15 protein-coding genes are annotated in these 17,938 nt (G+C 71.1%); 8 read left to right on the top strand and 7 right to left on the bottom strand.

Going from position 1 to position 17,938, the window contains the following annotated elements; genetic code table 11:
• Positions 1 to 15: 15 nt before the first annotated feature.
• Both AB6A66_RS15160 and rarD read left to right on the top strand, forming a co-directional pair.
• Entirely contained in the window at positions 16 to 474 is a 459-nt protein-coding gene (locus AB6A66_RS15160) for a host attachment protein (RefSeq protein ID WP_371056547.1), read from the top strand.
• A gap of 31 nt (positions 475 to 505) precedes the next feature.
• Positions 506 to 1,456: an EamA family transporter RarD gene (rarD, locus tag AB6A66_RS15155; protein WP_371036311.1), complete on the top strand. Its 951-nt coding sequence runs from the start codon at positions 506 to 508 to the stop codon at positions 1,454 to 1,456.
• Here rarD and AB6A66_RS15150 read toward each other — a convergent pair.
• Entirely contained in the window at positions 1,342 to 1,914 is a 573-nt protein-coding gene (locus tag AB6A66_RS15150; protein ID WP_371056546.1) for a TIGR00730 family Rossman fold protein, read from the bottom strand. The two genes, rarD and AB6A66_RS15150, sit on opposite strands and share 115 nt — an antisense overlap.
• 95 nt (positions 1,915 to 2,009) lie before the next feature.
• Here AB6A66_RS15150 and AB6A66_RS15145 point away from each other — a divergent pair, with 95 nt between their 5' ends.
• The 3 genes from AB6A66_RS15145 (at position 2,010) to AB6A66_RS15135 (ending at position 6,145) form a co-directional block, all read left to right on the top strand.
• Positions 2,010 to 3,593 (top strand): LysM peptidoglycan-binding domain-containing protein, encoded by a 1,584-nt coding sequence (locus AB6A66_RS15145; RefSeq protein ID WP_371056545.1) that lies wholly within the window; start codon positions 2,010 to 2,012, stop codon positions 3,591 to 3,593.
• 58 nt (positions 3,594 to 3,651) lie between these two features.
• Entirely contained in the window at positions 3,652 to 5,469 is a 1,818-nt protein-coding gene (locus AB6A66_RS15140; RefSeq protein WP_371056544.1) for an ABC transporter ATP-binding protein/permease, read from the top strand.
• A gap of 112 nt (positions 5,470 to 5,581) precedes the next feature.
• Positions 5,582 to 6,145, top strand: coding sequence for a carboxymuconolactone decarboxylase family protein (locus AB6A66_RS15135; protein ID WP_371036307.1), 564 nt, complete (start codon positions 5,582 to 5,584; stop codon positions 6,143 to 6,145).
• Here the strand turns inward: AB6A66_RS15135 and AB6A66_RS15130 are convergent, their stop codons facing one another.
• The 4 genes from AB6A66_RS15130 to AB6A66_RS15115 form a co-directional block, all read right to left on the bottom strand.
• Positions 6,146 to 7,174 (bottom strand): ATP-binding protein, encoded by a 1,029-nt coding sequence (locus AB6A66_RS15130; protein ID WP_371056543.1) that lies wholly within the window; start codon positions 7,172 to 7,174, stop codon positions 6,146 to 6,148. It lies immediately after the preceding gene.
• Positions 7,175 to 7,240: 66 nt separating this feature from the next.
• Positions 7,241 to 7,495 (bottom strand): GlsB/YeaQ/YmgE family stress response membrane protein, encoded by a 255-nt coding sequence (locus tag AB6A66_RS15125; protein ID WP_371036305.1) that lies wholly within the window; start codon positions 7,493 to 7,495, stop codon positions 7,241 to 7,243.
• A gap of 22 nt (positions 7,496 to 7,517) precedes the next feature.
• Positions 7,518 to 11,327 carry an efflux RND transporter permease subunit gene (locus AB6A66_RS15120; RefSeq protein WP_371056542.1) on the bottom strand — a complete coding sequence of 1,270 codons (3,810 nt, stop codon included), beginning with the start codon at positions 11,325 to 11,327 and terminating at the stop codon, positions 7,518 to 7,520.
• On the bottom strand, positions 11,324 to 12,601 hold the full coding sequence (locus AB6A66_RS15115; RefSeq protein ID WP_371056541.1) for an efflux RND transporter periplasmic adaptor subunit: 1,278 nt from the start codon (positions 12,599 to 12,601) through the stop codon (positions 11,324 to 11,326). Before AB6A66_RS15115 ends, AB6A66_RS15120 begins: the two co-directional genes overlap by 4 nt.
• A 204-nt stretch (positions 12,602 to 12,805) precedes the next feature.
• Here AB6A66_RS15115 and AB6A66_RS15110 point away from each other — a divergent pair, with 204 nt between their 5' ends.
• From AB6A66_RS15110 to der, 3 genes are all read left to right on the top strand, one after another.
• Positions 12,806 to 13,471, top strand: coding sequence for a hypothetical protein (locus AB6A66_RS15110; RefSeq protein ID WP_371056540.1), 666 nt, complete (start codon positions 12,806 to 12,808; stop codon positions 13,469 to 13,471).
• Positions 13,472 to 13,536: 65 nt separating this feature from the next.
• Entirely contained in the window at positions 13,537 to 14,868 is a 1,332-nt protein-coding gene (locus AB6A66_RS15105) for a PQQ-binding-like beta-propeller repeat protein (protein WP_371036301.1), read from the top strand.
• Between the two features lie 48 nt (positions 14,869 to 14,916).
• The gene (der, locus tag AB6A66_RS15100; protein WP_371056539.1) at positions 14,917 to 16,374 is read left to right on the top strand and encodes a ribosome biogenesis GTPase Der; all 1,458 of its coding nucleotides are present in this window, start codon (positions 14,917 to 14,919) and stop codon (positions 16,372 to 16,374) included.
• Here der and AB6A66_RS15095 read toward each other — a convergent pair.
• Both AB6A66_RS15095 and AB6A66_RS15090 read right to left on the bottom strand, forming a co-directional pair.
• The gene (locus AB6A66_RS15095) at positions 16,371 to 17,063 is read right to left on the bottom strand and encodes a hypothetical protein (protein ID WP_371036299.1); all 693 of its coding nucleotides are present in this window, start codon (positions 17,061 to 17,063) and stop codon (positions 16,371 to 16,373) included. The two genes, der and AB6A66_RS15095, sit on opposite strands and share 4 nt — an antisense overlap.
• Positions 17,064 to 17,110: 47 nt before the next feature.
• Positions 17,111 to 17,938 (bottom strand): ATP-binding protein (locus AB6A66_RS15090; RefSeq protein ID WP_371056538.1); only part of this gene is annotated, 828 nt, incomplete at its 5' end.

The raw sequence follows: 17,938 nt of genomic DNA, 5'->3' as shown, positions 1-17,938 counted from the left end.
TGCAGGAGAGACGAGATGACCGAGCTGACCAACGGGACCTGGGTGCTGATCGCCGACGGCGAAAAGGCGCTTTACCTTCGCAACATCACCGACGCCGAGAACCCCAACCTCGAGGTCGTGCGCAAGGAAGAGCAGGAAAACCCCTCCACGCGCGAGCAGGGCACCGACCGGCCCGGCAGGATGCCCGACGACAGCCAGAGCCACCGTTCCGCGATGGACGAGGCGGACTGGCACCGCCTTGCCAAGGAACGCTTCGCCCACGATCTCGCCGATCATCTCTACGAACTCGCCTACAAGAACGTGTTCGAGCGCATCGTCCTCGTGGCCCCGCCGCGCGTGCTGGGCGAGCTGCGCGATCACCTGCACCAGGAGGTGACCCGCCGCGTCGTGGCCGAGATACCCAAGGATCTGACCCAGCATCCCGTGGGCGATATCGAGCAGAACCTGAAAAAGACGCTGGCCGGGGAAGAGTAGACCGCGACGGGTGCGCATGCCGGAGCGCGGGGTGAGCGAGGCCGCAAGGGGCGTGGCCGCGATGGTGGCGGCCTGCACGATCTGGGGCCTCTCGCCCATCTACTATCGCCTGCTCGACCACATTCCGCCGCTGGAGGTGCTCGCGCACCGCACGATCTGGTCGCTGGTCTTCTTCGCCGGCGTGCTGGCGCTGCAAGGGCGGCTGGGTGCCCTCGGCCGGGCGCTCGGCTCCCTCGGCGCGGTCTGGGTGACGGCGCTTGCGGCGCTCTTCATCTCGTCGAACTGGTTTCTCTTCATCTACTCGGTGCAGATCGGGCGCACGACGCAGACGAGCCTGGGCTACTACATGTTCCCGCTGGTGGCGGTGCTGATCGGCCGGGTGGTCTTCAAGGAGCGGTTGGGCCACGCGCAGTGGCTCGCCGTCGCGCTCGCGGCGGCGGCGGTGGTCGTGCTGACCTTCGGGACGGGCACCGCGCCCTGGATCGCGCTGACGCTGGCGGCGACCTTCGGGCTTTACGGGCTGATGAAGAAACGCCAGCCGGCGGGGCCGGTGGTCTCGGTCACGGCGGAGGTGCTGCTGCTCTCGCCCATCGCGGCGGCGGTGATCTGGGCGGCCCATGCGGGCACGGGCGGCGCCTTCGGGGCGGGCGGGCAGGACACGGCGCTTCTGATGCTGTCGGGGCCGATCACGGCGACGCCGCTCATCCTGTTCTCCTACGCGGCGCGGCGCGCCGCGCTCGCGACCGTGGGGCTCGTGCAGTATCTCAACCCGACGCTGCAATTCTTCTGCGCCGTGGCGATCTTCGGAGAGCCGTTCGGCCTGTGGCAGGGCGTGGCCTTCCCGATGATTTGGACGGCGCTCGCGATCTATTCCTGGGCGGCGCTTCGCGTCTCGAGGGCCTCGCCGAGGCCGGCCACCAGCGCGGAGGTGCCTTCCGCCGTTCTCACCAGCCCGCGCAGCGAGGGATCGGCGAAGCCCTGATCGATCACGTGGTCGATGAGCGCGAGGAGCGGCTGCCAGTAGCCCGCGACGTCCAGCAGGAAGATCGGTTTCGCGTGAAGCCCGAGCTGCGCCCAGGTGAGCACCTCGAAGAACTCGTCGAGCGAGCCCGCGCCGCCGGGCAGCACCACCACCGCGTCCGAGTTCATGAACATGACCTTCTTCCGCTCGTGCATGTTCTCGGTCACGACGTGATTGGGCGCGGGACCCGACAGTGCCTCGCGCGCCACGAGGTGCTGGGGAATGACCCCGAGGGTCAGCCCGCCCGCCGCCTTCGCCGCAAGCGCCACGGCCCCCATCAGCCCGACATCGCCGGCCCCGTAGACGAGCCGCCAGCCCCGGGTGGCGAGCGCGTGGCCAAGTGCCGTCGCCTCCTCGGCATAGCGGGGATCGGCGCCGTTGCGCGATCCGCAATAGACGCAAACGGAGGTGAGCGGCATGGCAGGCCCTTCGTCTCGGTGCTTTTGACCCGTGATACCGGCGTTGCTAAGGTGCTGCAATCGCGCGCGCCGAAGCGCCGGGCGGAAGGGGGAAAATGAACGCGAAGCCGGGCCGCTCATGGGTTGGCGCCGTGACCGCGGCGGCGATCGCCGCCGTGGCGCTCGCCATGGCCGGCCTTTACGTAGTGGGCCTTTTCACCGCCCGCCCCGAGCCCGTTCCGACGGAGGCGGCAGAGCGCCCGCGCGACGAGGTCGTACCGTCCCCGGAGACGGCGGATGCAACGCCGCCAGAGCCGACGCAGGGCGGCGCGGCGCAAGACGCCCCCGCGGCGCGTGGCGAGATGGCGGAGGCTGCCGAGGCGAGCGCCCCGCCCGATACCGCGGCCGGCGGATCGGCGGCAGGGACGGACGACGCGTCAGCGCCCGAGCGGGATCGTCCCGCAACGGTTGGTTCCGCGCCGCCCGCCTTCGACCTCGTGCGGGTGGAGCCCGACGGCGAGGCGCAGATCGCCGGGCGGGCCGCACCGGGGTCCGAGGTCACGATCCTCGTCGACGAAAAGCCGCTGGCGCGGGCCACAACCGACGCGGCGGGACGCTTCTTCACCTTCCTGTCGCTCGGGACCAGCGCGGCGCCCCGGCTTCTGAGCCTCAGCGAGGCGCTGGACGGGGAGGAGCGCCTCTCCGACGACGCCGTGATCCTCGCCCCCACCGCCGCGCCGGTCCGCGACATGGCGGAGGCGCAGGCCGGTGACGAGACGTCGGAGAACATGGAGCGCGCGGCGAAGCCCCCACCGGATGCGGGCGCGCCCGGTGCCGAGGTGACGCCCTCGGCCGAGCCAGGGGCAGAGACCGCGATGATCGCGCCCGCCCCCGATGTTGACGGGCCGGCCCCGCGGCGCGCCGCGCCCGACGATCCCGACACAGGCGACCCGGCGCTCATGAGCGCGCAGCCGGAACCGGAAACCGATCCCGGCGCGCCGCTCCTGCCCGGGGGGGAGACACGCGCCGCCGCGCCGCCGCCCGACCTGCCGGCGGAAGCCGCTGCGCCGGCCTCTCCGGCCGCGCCCGCCGCGCCGCTTGTGACGGAGGCGCCCGCCCTCGCTGGCCCGGCCCCGGAAATCGCGGCGGCGCCCGCGGTGATCGTCGCCGGCCCCGACGGGGTGCGCGTGGTCCAGAGTGGCACGCCGGGCCCGGACAGCCCGGTCAGGGTCGCGCTCGACGCGATCAGCTATGACGGGACGGGCGCGGTGCGGCTTTCGGGGCGCGCCCGGCCGGGCGGTTTCGTGCGCGTCTACGTCGAAAACCGCCCCGTCGCGATGGTGGAGGTGGAGCCGGACGGCGCCTGGGCGAGCGGCCTTCCGGGCGTCGGGGCCGGCGTCTACACGCTGCGCCTCGACGCGCTCGATGCCGAAGGGGCGGTCGCCTCGCGGATCGAACTGCCGTTCAAGCGCGAATCCGCCGCGGCGCTCGCCGCGGCGGAGGCGGCGGCCGAGATGGCGGACCCGGGCGCGGGGCCGGTGCGCGCCGTCACGGTTCAGCCCGGGAACACGCTCTGGGGCATTTCGCGCCGGAACTACGGGGAGGGGATCCTCTACGTCCGGATCTACGAGGCCAACCGCGACCAGATCCGCGACCCGGATCTGATCTATCCCGGGCAGGTGTTCAGCATCCCGCGCTAGGGGCTGGCCAAGCGCCGCCACCCGGCCTAGCTAGGGCGAAGCGTCAAGGAGCCCCGCCATGCCCCCCGAGACACCCCCTGCCGACGAAGCGCTTCAAGAGCGCCGGTCCGGCTGGCGCACGGTTCGGAAAGTGGCACCCTATCTCTGGCCCGAGGACCAGAGCTGGGTGAAGCGTCGCGTCGTGATCGCGGTTCTGGCCCTCGTCGCGGCGAAGCTCATCGCGGTGGGCACGCCCATGATCTTCAGCGCGGCGGTGGACACGCTGTCGGAGGAGGGCGCACCGGACCTTCTGCTGGGCGCGGTGGGGCTGACGGTGGCCTACGGTCTGGCGCGCCTGATGTCGAACGGGTTCCAGCAGCTGCGCGACGGGGTCTTCGCCAAGGTGGGGCAGCGCGCGCTGCGACAGCTCGCGCTCGAGACCTTCACGCATATCCATCGCCTGTCGCTGCGCTACCATCTCACGCGCAAGACGGGCGGGCTATCGCGGATCATCGAGCGCGGCGTGAAGGGCGTCGATTTCCTGTTGCGCTTCATGCTGTTTTCGATCGCGCCGCTCCTGCTGGAGTTGCTGCTGATCGGGATCGTGCTGCTGTTTCTCTTCGACATCTGGTATCTCGTCGTGGTGGCGGGCACGATCGCGCTCTATGTCTGGTTCACCTTCGCGGTGACGGAATGGCGCGTGCGGTTGCGGCGCGAAATGAACGCGCAGGACACCGACGCCAATCAGAAGGCGATCGATTCGCTTCTGAATTTCGAGACGGTGAAGTATTTCGGCGCCGAGGCGCGGGAGGCCGCGCGCTACGACCGCGCCATGGCGGGCTACGAGGTCGCGGCGATCAAGACCGCCACCTCGCTCGCCCTGCTGAATTTCGGGCAGACCTTCCTGATCACGGGCGGGCTGGTGATCGTGATGGTCATGGCCGCGATCGGCGTGGAACGCGGGGCGCTCAGCGTGGGCGACTTCGTCATGGTCAACGCCTACATGATCCAGATCACCATGCCGCTGGGCTTTCTCGGGACCGTCTACCGCGAAATCCGCCAGAGCCTCGTGGACATGGGCGAGATGTTCGACCTGCTGGAGCAGCCGCGGGACGTGGCGGACAAGCCGGGCGCGCCCGCGCTCTCGGTGCGGGGCGGCGCGGTGGCGTTCGACGGCGTGGATTTCGGCTACGACGCGGCGCGGCCGATCCTGCGCGACGTCACGCTTCGGGTGGGCCCGGGCGAGAAGGTGGCGCTGGTCGGGCCCTCGGGGTCCGGCAAGTCCACGATCGGGCGCTTGCTCTTCCGGTTCTACGACGTGACAGGGGGCGCGGTGCGGATCGACGGGCAGGACGTGCGCGACGTCACGCAGGACAGCCTGCATGCGGCGCTCGGCGTGGTGCCGCAGGACACCGTGCTTTTCAACGACACGATCCGGTACAACATCGCCTATGGCCGCGACGGCGCCTCGCAGGAAGAGATCGAGGCGGCGGCCCGCGCCGCGCAGATCCACGAGTTCATCGTCGCGCTGCCCGACGGCTACGAGACGCAGGTGGGCGAGCGCGGCCTGAAGCTTTCGGGCGGCGAGAAGCAGCGCGTGGGCATCGCGCGCACGCTTCTGAAGGACCCGCCGATCCTGCTGCTGGACGAGGCGACCTCGGCGCTCGACACCGAGACGGAGGCGGAAATCCAGGACGCGCTCCGCCGTGCGGGCGAGGGCCGCACGGTCATCACCATCGCGCATCGCCTGTCCACCATCGCGGATGCCGACCGGATCGTGGTTCTGGAGGCGGGGCGCATCGTGGAGGAGGGCACGCATGACGCCTTGCTGTCGCGGCGCGGGCGATATTCGCAGCTCTGGGCCCGTCAGCAGTCAGAGCGCGACGCGGCGGCGTGACCGCATCTCTCCCCGCGTCACGTTCAGGTGACGGCAGGGTGCATGCGCCGGGCGCTGTGATAGTCTCGCAGGTCACGACACGCTTGACGAAGAAACGGAGGATGGCCGCATCATGACGAGAGCGAGCGAAGCGCCGCCGGACGCACCGCAGAAACCGGGCTACGCCGTCGAGGTCACCGGCGAGGGGATCGACGAACGCCTGGCCGAGGTCTACCCGAATGGCTTGCCCAACATCTACCGCATGTTGTCGCGCAACCCTCAGGTGATGGGCGGGCTCTTGTCGATGAAAGCGCATCTCGCCGCCGGCCGGCTGAGCGAGATCGAACGCAGCCTCGTGGCGCTCGAGGTCGCCCATCACTCCGGCTGCAAGTACTGCGAAGCGGCGCTTTGCCACTCCGCTACCGAGGAGCTTGGCGTGCCCGAGACCATGCTTGCGCATGCCGGCACCGCGGAACTGCCCGCGGATCCGGGCCTTGCGGCGATCGTCCGCGCCGCCCGCGCGCTGCTGGAAAAGCGCGGCCAGCTCGGCCGGGCCGAGATGGCGGAGTTCGCGCGGAAGGGTGTCGACTTCGACAAGATCCTCGAGATCATCGGGGTGATCTCGGAGTACACGCTCGCCACATATTCGGCGAACCTCGATCGCACCCGGATCGACCCGGAATACCGGCAGAGCTGATCAGGCCGGGGCGGGCAGCGTCACACGGAAGCAGGTGCCCTCGGGCCCCGTCTCCTCGAGTTCGAGCGCCCCGCCATGTCCGCGGCAAAGCTCGGCCGCGATGGAGAGGCCAAGGCCAGTGCCCATGACGCCCGCAACGCCGTGCTTTTCGGTTTGCAGGCGCGCCCTCATGCCGTCCGGCAGGCCCGGCCCGTCATCGCGCACCCAGATTGTCGCGCCGGTGCTGTCGTGCCGGCCCCAGATGCGCAGCTCCCGCGCGCCGGCGTCGAAGGCATTGCGCGCGAGGTTCAGCAGGATCCGGTAGGTCTGGTCGAAATCGGCGTCGAGGATCACGGCGTCGCCGCTTGCATCGACCAGACGGCGCGCCGTGCTTCCCGGGTCGAGCACGGTGACCTCCAGTTCCTCCAGCACGTCGGCCAGCAGGAACCGTTCCCTTTCCGGCGCGCTGGCCGGCCCGGTGCGGCTGGCTTGCGCGGTCTCGGCGCAAAGCCGCGTCGCGCGTTCGAGCGAGCGGGTCATGCTTTCGGCGGCCAGCCGCACCTTGTCGTCCTCGTGCGCCGCCAGCCGGTCGCATACCAGCTGCGCGGTGCTGAGCGCGTTCTTGAGGTCGTGGGCAAGCTGGCGCACGGCACCGCCCAGCCGCGCCAGTTGGTGGTCGCGCTGGTCGCGTATGACGATCAGCACGCGCGGCCCGGCGGCGCGTCGCACCACGTCGGCACGGATCAGCGCCGGAACGGTGCGTCCGTCGCGCAGGCGGCAGGACAGGTCGTCGGCCGTTTTCCGCCCTTCGCGGAGAATGTCGCGGAAAAACGCGTCGATCCGCGACAGTTCGTGCGGATGGATGTCGGCCGGGCTCATCTCGCGGAGTTCGGCCTCGTCATAGCCCAGGAAGCGCAGCGCGGCGGGGTTGGCCGCGACGAAGCGGTCGCGCGCGGGGTCGATCAGGACGGCCGGGTCGAGCAGGGTCGCGAAGAGTACGTCGAAAGCCTCGTCGACGGGGTCGACCGTCAGATTCGCGTCCTCGACCATCGCTGCGTCCTCGCGCCTCGCAGAGAGGATGGAGGATGCAGCGCGCAGGTCAAGCGTCGATCCCCGTCAGGCCGATTTCACGATACGGATCAGCACGAGCAGCACGACCGCGCCCAGCGTGGATTGCAGGATCGTCGCGATGAGCCCGCCGCCCACGCCGAAGCCTATGGCCGGAAACAGGAACCCCGCGATCACCGCGCCGACCACGCCGACGACCATGTTGCCGAGCAGGCCGAAACCGCCGCCGCGCACGAGCGTGCCGGCGAGCCAGCCCGCGACGACGCCGACGATCAGCATGGCGAGTATGCTGGAAAATTCCATGGGGTCCTCCCTCGGGGGCCGGTTATTCCGCGGCGCGAAGCGGCTTTCCGTCGCCGCCGTCGGGACCTTCGTCGTCCTTGTGCCGCGTCGCGTCAAGGACGCGCTTCAGGTCGGCGAGGCGCGGCTCCTGCGGCGGCGCGTCGGGATCGTCTGTCGGGGCGCTCACGGTCGGCCCGTCGCTTCCGTCGTCCCAGATGATCTCCGGCGCGCGCAGGCGCCGCGCGGCGCGGCGCAGCGCCCAGTCTTCCGCAAGCCGGCTCGACCGGCCCGCGCCGGCTCGCGCCAGCGCGCGCGCGACCCATTGCGCGTAGATCACGATCCAGACGCGGACGGAGAGCGCCGCGGGCGTCACGACGAGCGTGAGCACGGTGGCGATTCCCAGCCCGAACACCACCGCGGTGGCGAGCTGCTTCCACCAGAGCGCCGTGGGGCTGTCGATGGTGTAGCCGCCGCCGAAGAAGTCGAGGCTGAGGCCGAACATCATCGGCGCGAGGCCGGCCATCGTGGTGATCGTGGTCAGCAGGACAGGCCGCAGCCGGTCCTCGGCGGTGCGCGTGATCGCCTCGAGCCGCGGCATGTAACGCGCGTAGTCCTGAAAGGTGTCGATCAGCACGATGTTGTTGTTCACCACGATGCCCGCCAGCGCGACGATGCCGGTGCCGGTCATGATGATCGAGAAGGGCTGTTCCATCACCACCATGCCGATCAGCACGCCCGTGGTCGAGAGCACCACCGCGAGAAGCACCAGCGCGGCGTTGTAGAAGCTGTTGAACTGCGCCAGCAGGATGATGAACATGAGGCCGAGCGCGCCGGCGAACGCCTTCATCAGGAACTGGCCGCTTTCGGCCTGGTCCTCCTGGTCGCCCGTCCACTCCCACGCGATGCCGGCGGGCAGGGGGTCGCTCTCCAGCCATTCGGTGAGCAGCTCGATACGCTCGTTGGCGTTGACCGTTGCGGTGGTCGCGCCGTCCCAGCCGGAACCGTCCCCGGCGGCCGCGGCGATGCGCGCCTCCGCCTCCTCGGCCTCGTGCAGGCCCAGATCCGTCCCGTCCGCGGCGCTCACCCGCACGAGACCCGGCGCCACGTCCGCCTTCACGTCGAGGTAGCGCGTCTGGTTCACGCGGTTGATTTCTGCGAGCTTCTGCACGGGCTTGCGGGTGATGAAATTGGCCAGCGGCACCAGCCCGTCCTCGGTGCGCACGCGCAGCGTGTCGAGGGTGGAGAGCACGCGGTCCTCCTCGGGCAGGCGCACACGGATGTCGATCTCCTCGTCCGAGCTGGGCACCCGCATGGTGTCGAGCAGAAGCCCGCGGGTCACGAGCTGGACCATGGCGCCGACGGTGGCCACGTCGGTGCCGAAGCGGCCGGCCTTCTCCACGTCCACGTCAATTTCCCAGTCGATGCCGGGCAGGGGCCGCGTGTCCTCGATCAGGGTCAGCGCCCCGGTTGCCTCGAATTCTGCCCGGGCGATGCCCGCGGCCTCCACCAGCCGGCCAAAGTCGTCGCCCTTGAGCCGCAGGTGCACGGGCTTGGCCGAGGCGGGCCCGCCGGTGCTTTCGAGGATCTCGGCGTCGATGCCGGGCAGGCGGTCGAGCTCGGCCGAGATCTCTGCAAGTACCGTGTCGCCGTCGAAGGCCGGGTCCTTGACGCGGTATTCGTAGTCGAAAAGGCCGAAGAAACTTGCCGTGGCGCGGGCGTCGGGCCGCTCGTCCCAGGGGATCGTCTCGAGCTGGATCTGCCCGATCGTGTCCTTGGGCGCCTCCGCGCCGCCGGTGTTGGAATCGAGCCCGCCCTCGCCGGCGAAGGCGAAGGCCGAGCGCACGGCGGGGTGTGAAAGCACGATCTCCTCGGCCTCGCGCACCATCGCGTCCTTCTCGGCGAGGCTGAAATTGCCGCGTGCCTTGACGTAGACGATGGCGCGTTCCGGTTCGCTCTCCACGAAGAACTCGACGCCGCGGTTGTTCTCTCCGTAATAGGAGAACACGCCCAGAACGAAGGCGACCACCGCGCCGATCGTCACCAGCGGCATGACCGGGTTGCCGGTCACGAAGCGGATGAGATGACCGAAGGGGGTGCGCCGGTGGCCCGCGCGGATGCGCTTGCGCCGCGTGGGCAACCGGGCGGCGCCCATCGTGACCGATAGCGCCACGGCCGACAGCAGGAAGATGGCGACGCCGGGCAGCGCGCCCCAGGCGCCCGGCAGCGGTGGCCTGCCGCCGAAGAGATAGCCCGGGTTGAGCACCTGCATCGCGCTTAGGAAGAGCGCGTAGCCCGCCAGCGGCACGAGCGCGGCGCGCACCACCCAGGGCAGGCCGCGCCGCAGCGCGTGAGAGGCGCGCGAGAAGCCGCGGCTGAGCCGCCCGCTCACCCCGCCCATCACCGGCAGGTAGACCAGCGCCACGACCAGCGAGGCCGACAGCACGAAGATCAGCGTGACGGGCAGCATCCCCATGAACTCTCCCGGCACGCCGGGCCAGAAGAGCATCGGCAGGAAGGCGCAGAGCGTCGTCGCCGTGGAAGAGACGATGGGCCAGAACATGCGCTTGGCGGCCTCGACATAGGCGCGCATGGGGCCGGACCCTTCCCGGATCCGCTTGTCGGCATATTCGACAACCACGATGGCGCCGTCCACGAGCATCCCCACGGCCAGGATCAGGCCGAACATGACGATGTTCGAGACCGCGACGCCCATCACCGCGAGCAGCGCGAAACAGAGCAGGAAGGAGGTGGGGATCGCGAAGCCCACCAGAAGCGCCGCGCGCGTGCCGAGCGAGGCCAGCACGACGATCATCACCAGCGCCACCGCCGTCAGCACCGATCCCTCGAGCTGGCTGACCATCGAGGCCACCTCGCGCGAGGTGTCGTTCGACGTGCCGATCTGCACCGCGGCGCGCAGTTCGGGCGGCCAGTCGGCCCGCGCCTCGTCGACGAGCGCGCGCACCTCGGCCGCGGTGTCGATGATGTTGAAGCCCTTGCGCTTGACCACCTGCAGCGCCACGGTCGGCGCGCCGTCGAAACGCGCGGTGCCGTCGCGGTCCTCGAAGGTCAGGTTGATCGTGGCGATGTCGCCCAGCGTGACCACCCGCTCGCCGTTCGTCTTGACCGGAAGCTCGTAGACGTCCCGGGGCTCGTCGAAGCTCGACGGGATCTTGACCGCGAAGGCGCCCTGCGCGGTCTCGACCTCGCCCGCCGCGATGAGCTGGTTGTTGTTGCGTACCACGTTGACCAGTTCGGACGCCGTCACGTTGTAGGATTCGAGCCTGAGCGGGTCGATCACCACCTCGAGCATCTCGTCGCGATCGCCCGCGATCCCGGCCTCGAGCACCGGCTCCAGCCCCTCGATCCGGTCCTGCAGGTCGCGTGCCACGCGGAACATGGTGCGCTCGGGCACCGGGCCGGTCAGGTTGACGATGAGGATCGGGAATTCGGAGAAGTTGATCTCGTTGATGGAATACTTCTCGAAGCCGTCGGGAAACTGGCCTTCGGCAGTGTTCATCGCGTCGCGCACGTCGGCCAGCGTCTTGGACTTGTCCCAGCCGAACTCGAACTCGAGGGCGACGCCGGCGTACCCTTCGGCGGCGGTGCCGGTCATGGTATCGAGCCCGTCGAGATCCGACAGCTCCGTCTCCATCGGCTTGACGAGCAGCGACTCGGCGTCCTCCGCCGAGATGCCGGGGAACGGCACCGACACGAAGAGCGCGGGGATCTCGATATCGGGCTCGCCTTCCTTGGGCAGCGCCCAGTAGGCGTAGCCGCCCGCGACGAGCGAAAGCGCGATGAAGGCCAGAACCATCCGCGCGCGGGTTGCCGCCCAGTCGACGATACCGGTCATTGGGTGGCCTCCGCCTCGCGGTATTCGGGACGGACGCGAACGCCGTCGGTGACGTATTCCTGGCCGCGCACGATCACCGCCGCGGTGTCTGGCAGGCCCGCGATCCAGACGCCGTCCACCGTGTCGCGCAGAAGCGTGACCGGCGCGAAACGGGCGCGGTTGTCCGCGTCGACGACACGCACGCCGAGCCGCCCATCATCGTCGAGCGTGAGCGCCGATTGCGGCAGCAGATGCGCGGGCTCGCCGTCGGCTGCGATCACGATCTCCACCGTCTGGCCGGCGCGCACGGAGAGATCGGGGTTGGGCAGGTCCACCTCCACCCGGAAGGTCCGCGTCTCGGGGTCGGCGGAGCGTGACACGAACGCCACGCGCCCCTCCACCTCGCGCCCCGAGACGAAGCGGGCGCGGGCCGGCGCGCCCGGTTCGACGCGATCCACGGACATTTGGGGCACGAAGCCCACCAGCCGGATCGGGTCGAGCTGCAGGACGCGCGCGCAGAGCTTGCCGGGCTGCATCAGGCTGCCCAGCTCGGCGGTGTCGCTGTCGAGAAGCCCGGCGAAGGGTGCGGCGATGGTCAGCCGCCCGATCTCTGTCTCGGCGCTCTGGACCGCGGCGCGCGCGGCCTCGATGCCCGCGCGCACGCTTTCCAGCTGGCCGATCGCGGCCTCCAGCCCCGCCTCGGCGGCGCGCGCCTCGGCGCGGGTCGCGGCGACGCGCGTCTCGGCGGCGAAACCGCTCTCCGAGAGGCGCGCGGCGGCGGTGGCGTTGAGGTCCGCCGCCTCGAGGCGGGCGCGCGCCTCGGTCACCCGGGCCGCGGATTCGGGCACGCGGGCCTCCGCCTCCGCAAGCCGCGCCCGGGCCTCGTCGAGCGCGGCCTCCCGCGCGCCGGGGTCGAGCCGGCATAGCACGTCCCCCTCCTCGATCATGGCGCCCTTGCGCAGCGGCGTACCGATCACCCGGCCCGACGTCTCGGCCATGATCTCGACGACCCGCCGGGGCTCGGTCTCGCCGCGCAGCATCACCGCGCGGTCGAGTTGGCGCGCCTCGGAGCGCAGCGCGAGCACGCGAACGGCCTCGACCGAAGCGTCCGCCGATGTCGAGGATGCCGTGTCCTGCGCGGCGGGCGCGGCCCCGCCCGGCGTGCCTTCGGCGGAGGTGGCGGCGCCCGGCGCCGCGTCGCGCCCGGCGAATTGAAGCAGCGCATCGCGCTCGAGCACGATCAGGTAGAGCGTCGCGGCCACAGCCAGCGCGGTCAGGATGGAAAGTCGTCGCATCGCGTATCTTTCATGACGCCGCACCGGCGCGCGCCGGTTGTGGCGCGTAACTTGTGAACCTTACGCTGAACCGTTTCGTTCAGATTAGACTTTTGCGCCAGGTGGTGCAAGGCTGAACCGATCGGTTCAGTCTTGCCGCGGCCGGTCGGCCTTGGCACCGTGCCGGCGAGGCGTTAAGACACGCCCAAAGCGCAGGAGGCGATCTTGAGCGACGGGGACAGCTTCATCGAGGAAGTGGCCGACGAGGTCCGACGCGACAGGCTCTATGGGGCGATGCGCCGCTACGGCTGGATCGCCGTGGTCGTCGTGCTTGCCATCGTGGGCGGCGCGGCCTTCAACGAGTGGCGCAAGGCCGACGCGGCGCGCGCGGCCGAGGCGACGGGCGACGCGATGCTGAGCGCGCTGCAACGGCAGACGCCGGAGGCGCGGGCCGAGGCGCTGGCCGGGATCGATGCGCCGTCCCCGGGGGCCGCGGCGGTGGCCGCGCTGCTGCGCGCGGCGGAGCTGGGCGAGGCGGGCGAGACGGCCGCGGCCGCCGACACGCTCGCGTCGGTCGGTGGTGCGGGGGATCTGCCGGACATCTACGCGCGGATCGCCGCCTTCAAGGCGCTGCTTCGGCAGGGCGACGCCTTGCCGGCGGAGGAGCGGCGGCTGCGTTACGAGGCGCTCGCAGAGCCCGGCAACCCGCTGCGTCTGCTGGCCGAGGAGCAACTCGCCCTCATCGACGCCGAGCAAGGCGATCAGGAGGCCGCGATCGCCCGTCTGGAGGCCGTGCGCGAGGATGCCGAGGCGGGCGCGGGCTTGCGTCGGCGGGCAACTCAGTTGATTGTGGCGCTCGGCGGCACGCCACGAGCGTTCGCGGACGGCTGAGACCAGGGCGCGGTACGGCAGAGCGGCACGACAGAAGGGCGACACGGCGGATGAGGGCAGGCGGTTTGAGGTCTCTGGTGCATCTGGCGGCGCTGTCCGGGCTGACCGTGCTGGCCGCCTGTTCCGAACGGGAGGTGATCCTTCCCGGCGAGCGGGTGGGCCTGCGCGCGGTGCTCGACGGCCCGACCGCCGTGCCCGATACCGAGATCGCGGAGCCCGAAAACCGGGCCGAGGCGATTTCTCTCCCGCCGGCGCGGGCGAACGCGGATTGGCTTCAGGCCATCGGCACGCCGAGCGCGCGCCCGGAGCATCCCGCCCTCGGCCGCACGCTTCAGCGCGCCTGGAGCGCGCCCATCGGCGACGGAGACGCCCGGCGCCGCCGCATCACCACCGACCCGGTGGTGGCCGATGGCCGCATCTTCACCCTCGACAGCCGCGTGCAGCTGTCCGCCACCTCGGCGGGCGGGGAGACGCTCTGGACCCGCAACCTCACCCCGCCGCGCGATCGCGCGGGCGAGGCCTCGGGCGGCGGGCTCGCGGTCGGTGGCGGACGGCTTTACGCCAGTTCGGGCTATGGCTCCGTCTCGGCCCTCGATCCGGCGAGCGGGGACCTGATCTGGGAACAGAAGCTGCGCGCCCCCGCAACCGGCGCGCCCACCTATTTCGACGGGGTGCTGTACCTCGTGGCCGGCGACAGCAGCGCCTGGGCGATCGAGGCCGACACTGGACGTGTGCGCTGGCAGATCGACGCCGTCGCCGACGCGAACAACGTGGCCGGCGGACCGGCGCCCGCGCTCGGCGGGGATCTCGCCGTGTTCGCCTTCGGCAGCGGAGAGATCCAGGCGGTCTTCCGCAAGGGCGGGCTGCGGCGCTGGAACGCCATCGTCTCCGGCGAGCGGCGCGGCCGCACGCTGAACACGGTCAACGACATCACCGGATCCCCAGTCATCGACGGGCGCCGGGTCTATGCGGGCAGCCATTCGGGACGCCTCGTGGCGGTCGACCTGGAAAGCGGCGAGCGGCTCTGGACCGCGGAGGAGGGCGCGGCGGGGCCCGTATGGCCGGCGGGTGGTGCGCTTTTCCTGATCAACGACCGCAACCAGCTTCTGCGCCTCGACGCCGAGGACGGCAGCCGCGTCTGGGCGGCCGAGCTTCCGGGGTTCACGCGCGACCGCCCCCGCCGCCGCGCCGAAATCCATCCAAGCTACGGCCCGGTGCTGGCCGGGGGGCGCATCATCGTGGCGTCGGGCGACGGCGTGTTGCGCGTGTTCGACCCGCGGGACGGCGGGCTCGTGCAGGCGGTCGATATCCCCGGCGGCGCGACGAGCGCGCCGGTCGTCGCGGGCGGCACGCTCTACGTCGTGTCGCGCAACGGGCGTCTGCACGCTTTCCGCTGAGCGCGAAATGCGCTATCGGGCCGGGTCTGACCGACCGGAGCCTTCCTTATGAGCTTTCGCCTCGCCATCGTGGGCCGCCCCAATGTGGGCAAGTCCACGCTCTTCAACCGTCTCGTGGGCAAGCGGCTGGCGCTGGTGGACGACCAGCCCGGCGTCACCCGTGACCTGCGCGAGGGTGCGGCGCGGCTCGGCGCGCTGAGGTTCACCGTGATCGACACGGCCGGCCTCGAGGAGGCGACGGACGAAAGCCTACAGGGCCGGATGCGCCGGCTCACAGAGCGCGCGGTCGAGCAGGCGGATGCCTGCCTTTTCCTGATCGACGCGCGGACGGGCGTCACCCCGACCGACGAGGTCTTCGCCGAGATCCTGCGCAAGAAGGCCGATCACGTGATCCTCGCGGCCAACAAGTGCGAGGGCACGGCGGCCGAGGCTGGCCTGATCGAGGCCTGGGGCCTCGGGCTGGGCGAGCCCCTCGCGCTGTCGGCCGAGCACGGTGAAGGGATGGCCGACCTCGCCGCCGCGCTCTTCCCGCTCGTCGAGGCCAAGCAGGAAGAGATGGAGGCCGAGGCCCCGCTCACCGATCTCGACGTGGACGAGGAGGGCCGGGCCGAGGGCGCGGGCGGCCCGACCGTGGCGCGGCCCTTGCAGATCGCCGTGGTGGGCCGGCCCAACGCCGGCAAGTCCACGCTCGTCAACCGCATCATCGGCGAGGAGCGGCTGCTGACCGGCCCGGAGGCCGGCATCACCCGCGACGCGATCTCGGTCGCCACGCGGTGGGACGGGCTGCCGGTGCGGATCTTCGACACGGCGGGGATGCGCCGGAAGGCCAGGGTGCAGGACAAGGTCGAGAAGCTCTCGGTCGCGGATGCGCTGCGCGCGGTGAAGTTCGCCGAGGTGGTGGTGGTGCTTCTGGATGCCGCGATTCCCTTCGAAAGCCAGGACCTTCGCATCGCCGATCTGGCCGAGCGGGAGGGCCGCGCCGTGGTCGTCGCGGTCAACAAGTGGGACGCCGAGACCGACAGGCAGGAAAAGCTGCGCGACCTGCGCGAGGCGTTCGAGCGGCTTCTGCCGCAGCTCCGCGGCGCGCCGCTCGTCACCGTCTCGGCCAGGACGGGGAAAGGGCTCGACCGGCTGCGCGCGGCCGTGGCGCGCGCCCATGATGTCTGGAACCGCCGCGTGCCCACGGCGCAGCTCAACCGCTGGCTCGGCGAGATGGTGGCCGCGCACCCCCCGCCCGCGCCGGGCGGGCACCGCATCAAGCTGCGATACATGACGCAGGCCAAGACCCGGCCGCCCGGCTTCGTCGTGATGTGCTCCCATCCAGACAAGATGCCCGAAAGCTATTCGCGCTATCTCGTCAACGGGTTGCGGGACGATTTCGACATGCCGGGTACGCCGATCCGGCTGTGGATGCGCAGCCAATCCGACCGGAACCCCTACAAGGCGAAGAAGAAAGCGCAGCCTTCGAAGCTGCGCAAGCATCTCGACGGGCGCTCGGGGCGTTAGCGGCGGCGCAGGACCACCGCGGCGGCCACCGCGATCGCGCCGGCCCCGGCGAGCGCGGCGACGAGCGGTTCCGGCCGCGACAGGTTCGCCACCGTGACGCCCGCGAGCGCCCAGATCACCGCCGCGCCGTATTCCGGCGCGCGGGTCACGCGCAGTTGCACGGCAAGCGCGATGCCCAAGGCCAGGGCGAGCATGGCGAGGGCGGTCGGCACGGGCGCCAGAACGCCGTAGCCGCCCAGGACGACGCCGAGCCCCACGCAGCTCGCCGCCGTGAGCCAGCCCGCGTAAAGCGCGACGGGCGCTTCCTGCCAGAGCCGGTCGGTGCGCCCCGTCCGCGCGAGGGCGAGCAGGGCGAGCGCGAGCATCGCCCAGATGAGCACGGTGGCCCAGATCGCGGAGAGCTGCGCCACCCCGAGCCAGGCCGCGCCAAGCACGAGGCTGCCGGTGAGCGGCCAGCGCATCGGCGCCCAGTCGTCGCTGTCGGGCCGCGCGAAAAGGCCGAAGGCGGTGCCGGCGACGAGCCAGAGATAGATCAGGCCCCAGATGGCGAAGGCCCAGCCCGCCGGCTGGACCGGCGGATCCTCCAGCGGCACCGGGAAGGCCGCGGTGTCGAACCCGTCGAAGCCGGGGTTCACGAAGGGCGAGGCGGCGAAGAACACCGCCGCGGTGAAGCAGAGAATCGCGGCCATCCTGTCCATGCGGCGCACAGCACACCACGCGGGGGGACGGTGCAAGCTCAGTCTTCGGCCGGCGCGAAGCGCAGCCTGCGCCCGCCGAGATCGCGGAACGCCCGTTGACGGCAGGACAGCACGAGGATCTGGATGTCGCCGGCCTGCCGGTGGAGCGCGTCGAACATCCGCTCGATACGCTCGTCATCGGTGAAGACGAGCGCGTCGTCGAGGATGACCGGCGCGTGACGGCCCTGTGCCGCAAGCATCCGCGCGAAGGCGAGGCGCACGAGCAGCGCCAGCTGTTCCTGCGTACCGCCCGAAAGGATGTTCATCGGCTCTTCCTGGCCATCGCGGATCAGCGCGCGGGGCAGAAGGGTGTCATCGGCCCAGACCAGCTCCGCCTCGGGCCAGAGCAGATGAAGAAGCGGGCGCAACTCACGGGCGACAGGCCAGAAATAGCGCTCCCTAGCGGCCTTGCGCGCGTCCTCCAGCGCGCCTTCCAGCCGTTGCAGCGCGGCGACCTCGCCGGCATAGGCCGCCGCGCGGGCCTCGGCGGCGGCATGGCGGGCGCGTGCGTCGGCGAGTTCTTCCTCGACCGCCTCGCCCGCGGCCTGACCGATCCGCGCGTCGAGCGCGGCGAGGCGCAGGCGAAGCTCCTGCGCCTCGGCCTGGGCGCCGGTCACCACGTCCCGGGCCCGGCGCAGCCGTGCGCGCGCGGCCTCGAGGTCGGGCGCATCGCGTTCGAGCGCGGAAAGCGCCGCCGCGGCCTCGGCGTCCTTCGCCTCGAGCGTGGCGCGTTCGGCATCGAGCGCGGCCTCGTCCGCGTCCCCGATCCGGGCGAGCGCGGCCGCCGCCGTCTCCAGCCTGTCGCGCGCCGCGCGGGCGCGGGCGTC

Source organism: Rhodosalinus sp. K401, assembly GCF_041365735.1.
Classification (GTDB): Bacteria; Pseudomonadota; Alphaproteobacteria; order Rhodobacterales; family Rhodobacteraceae; genus Rhodosalinus.
The sequence above is the reverse complement of the archived record's forward strand: the minus strand, read 5'-3'. Positions and strand labels throughout refer to the sequence as shown.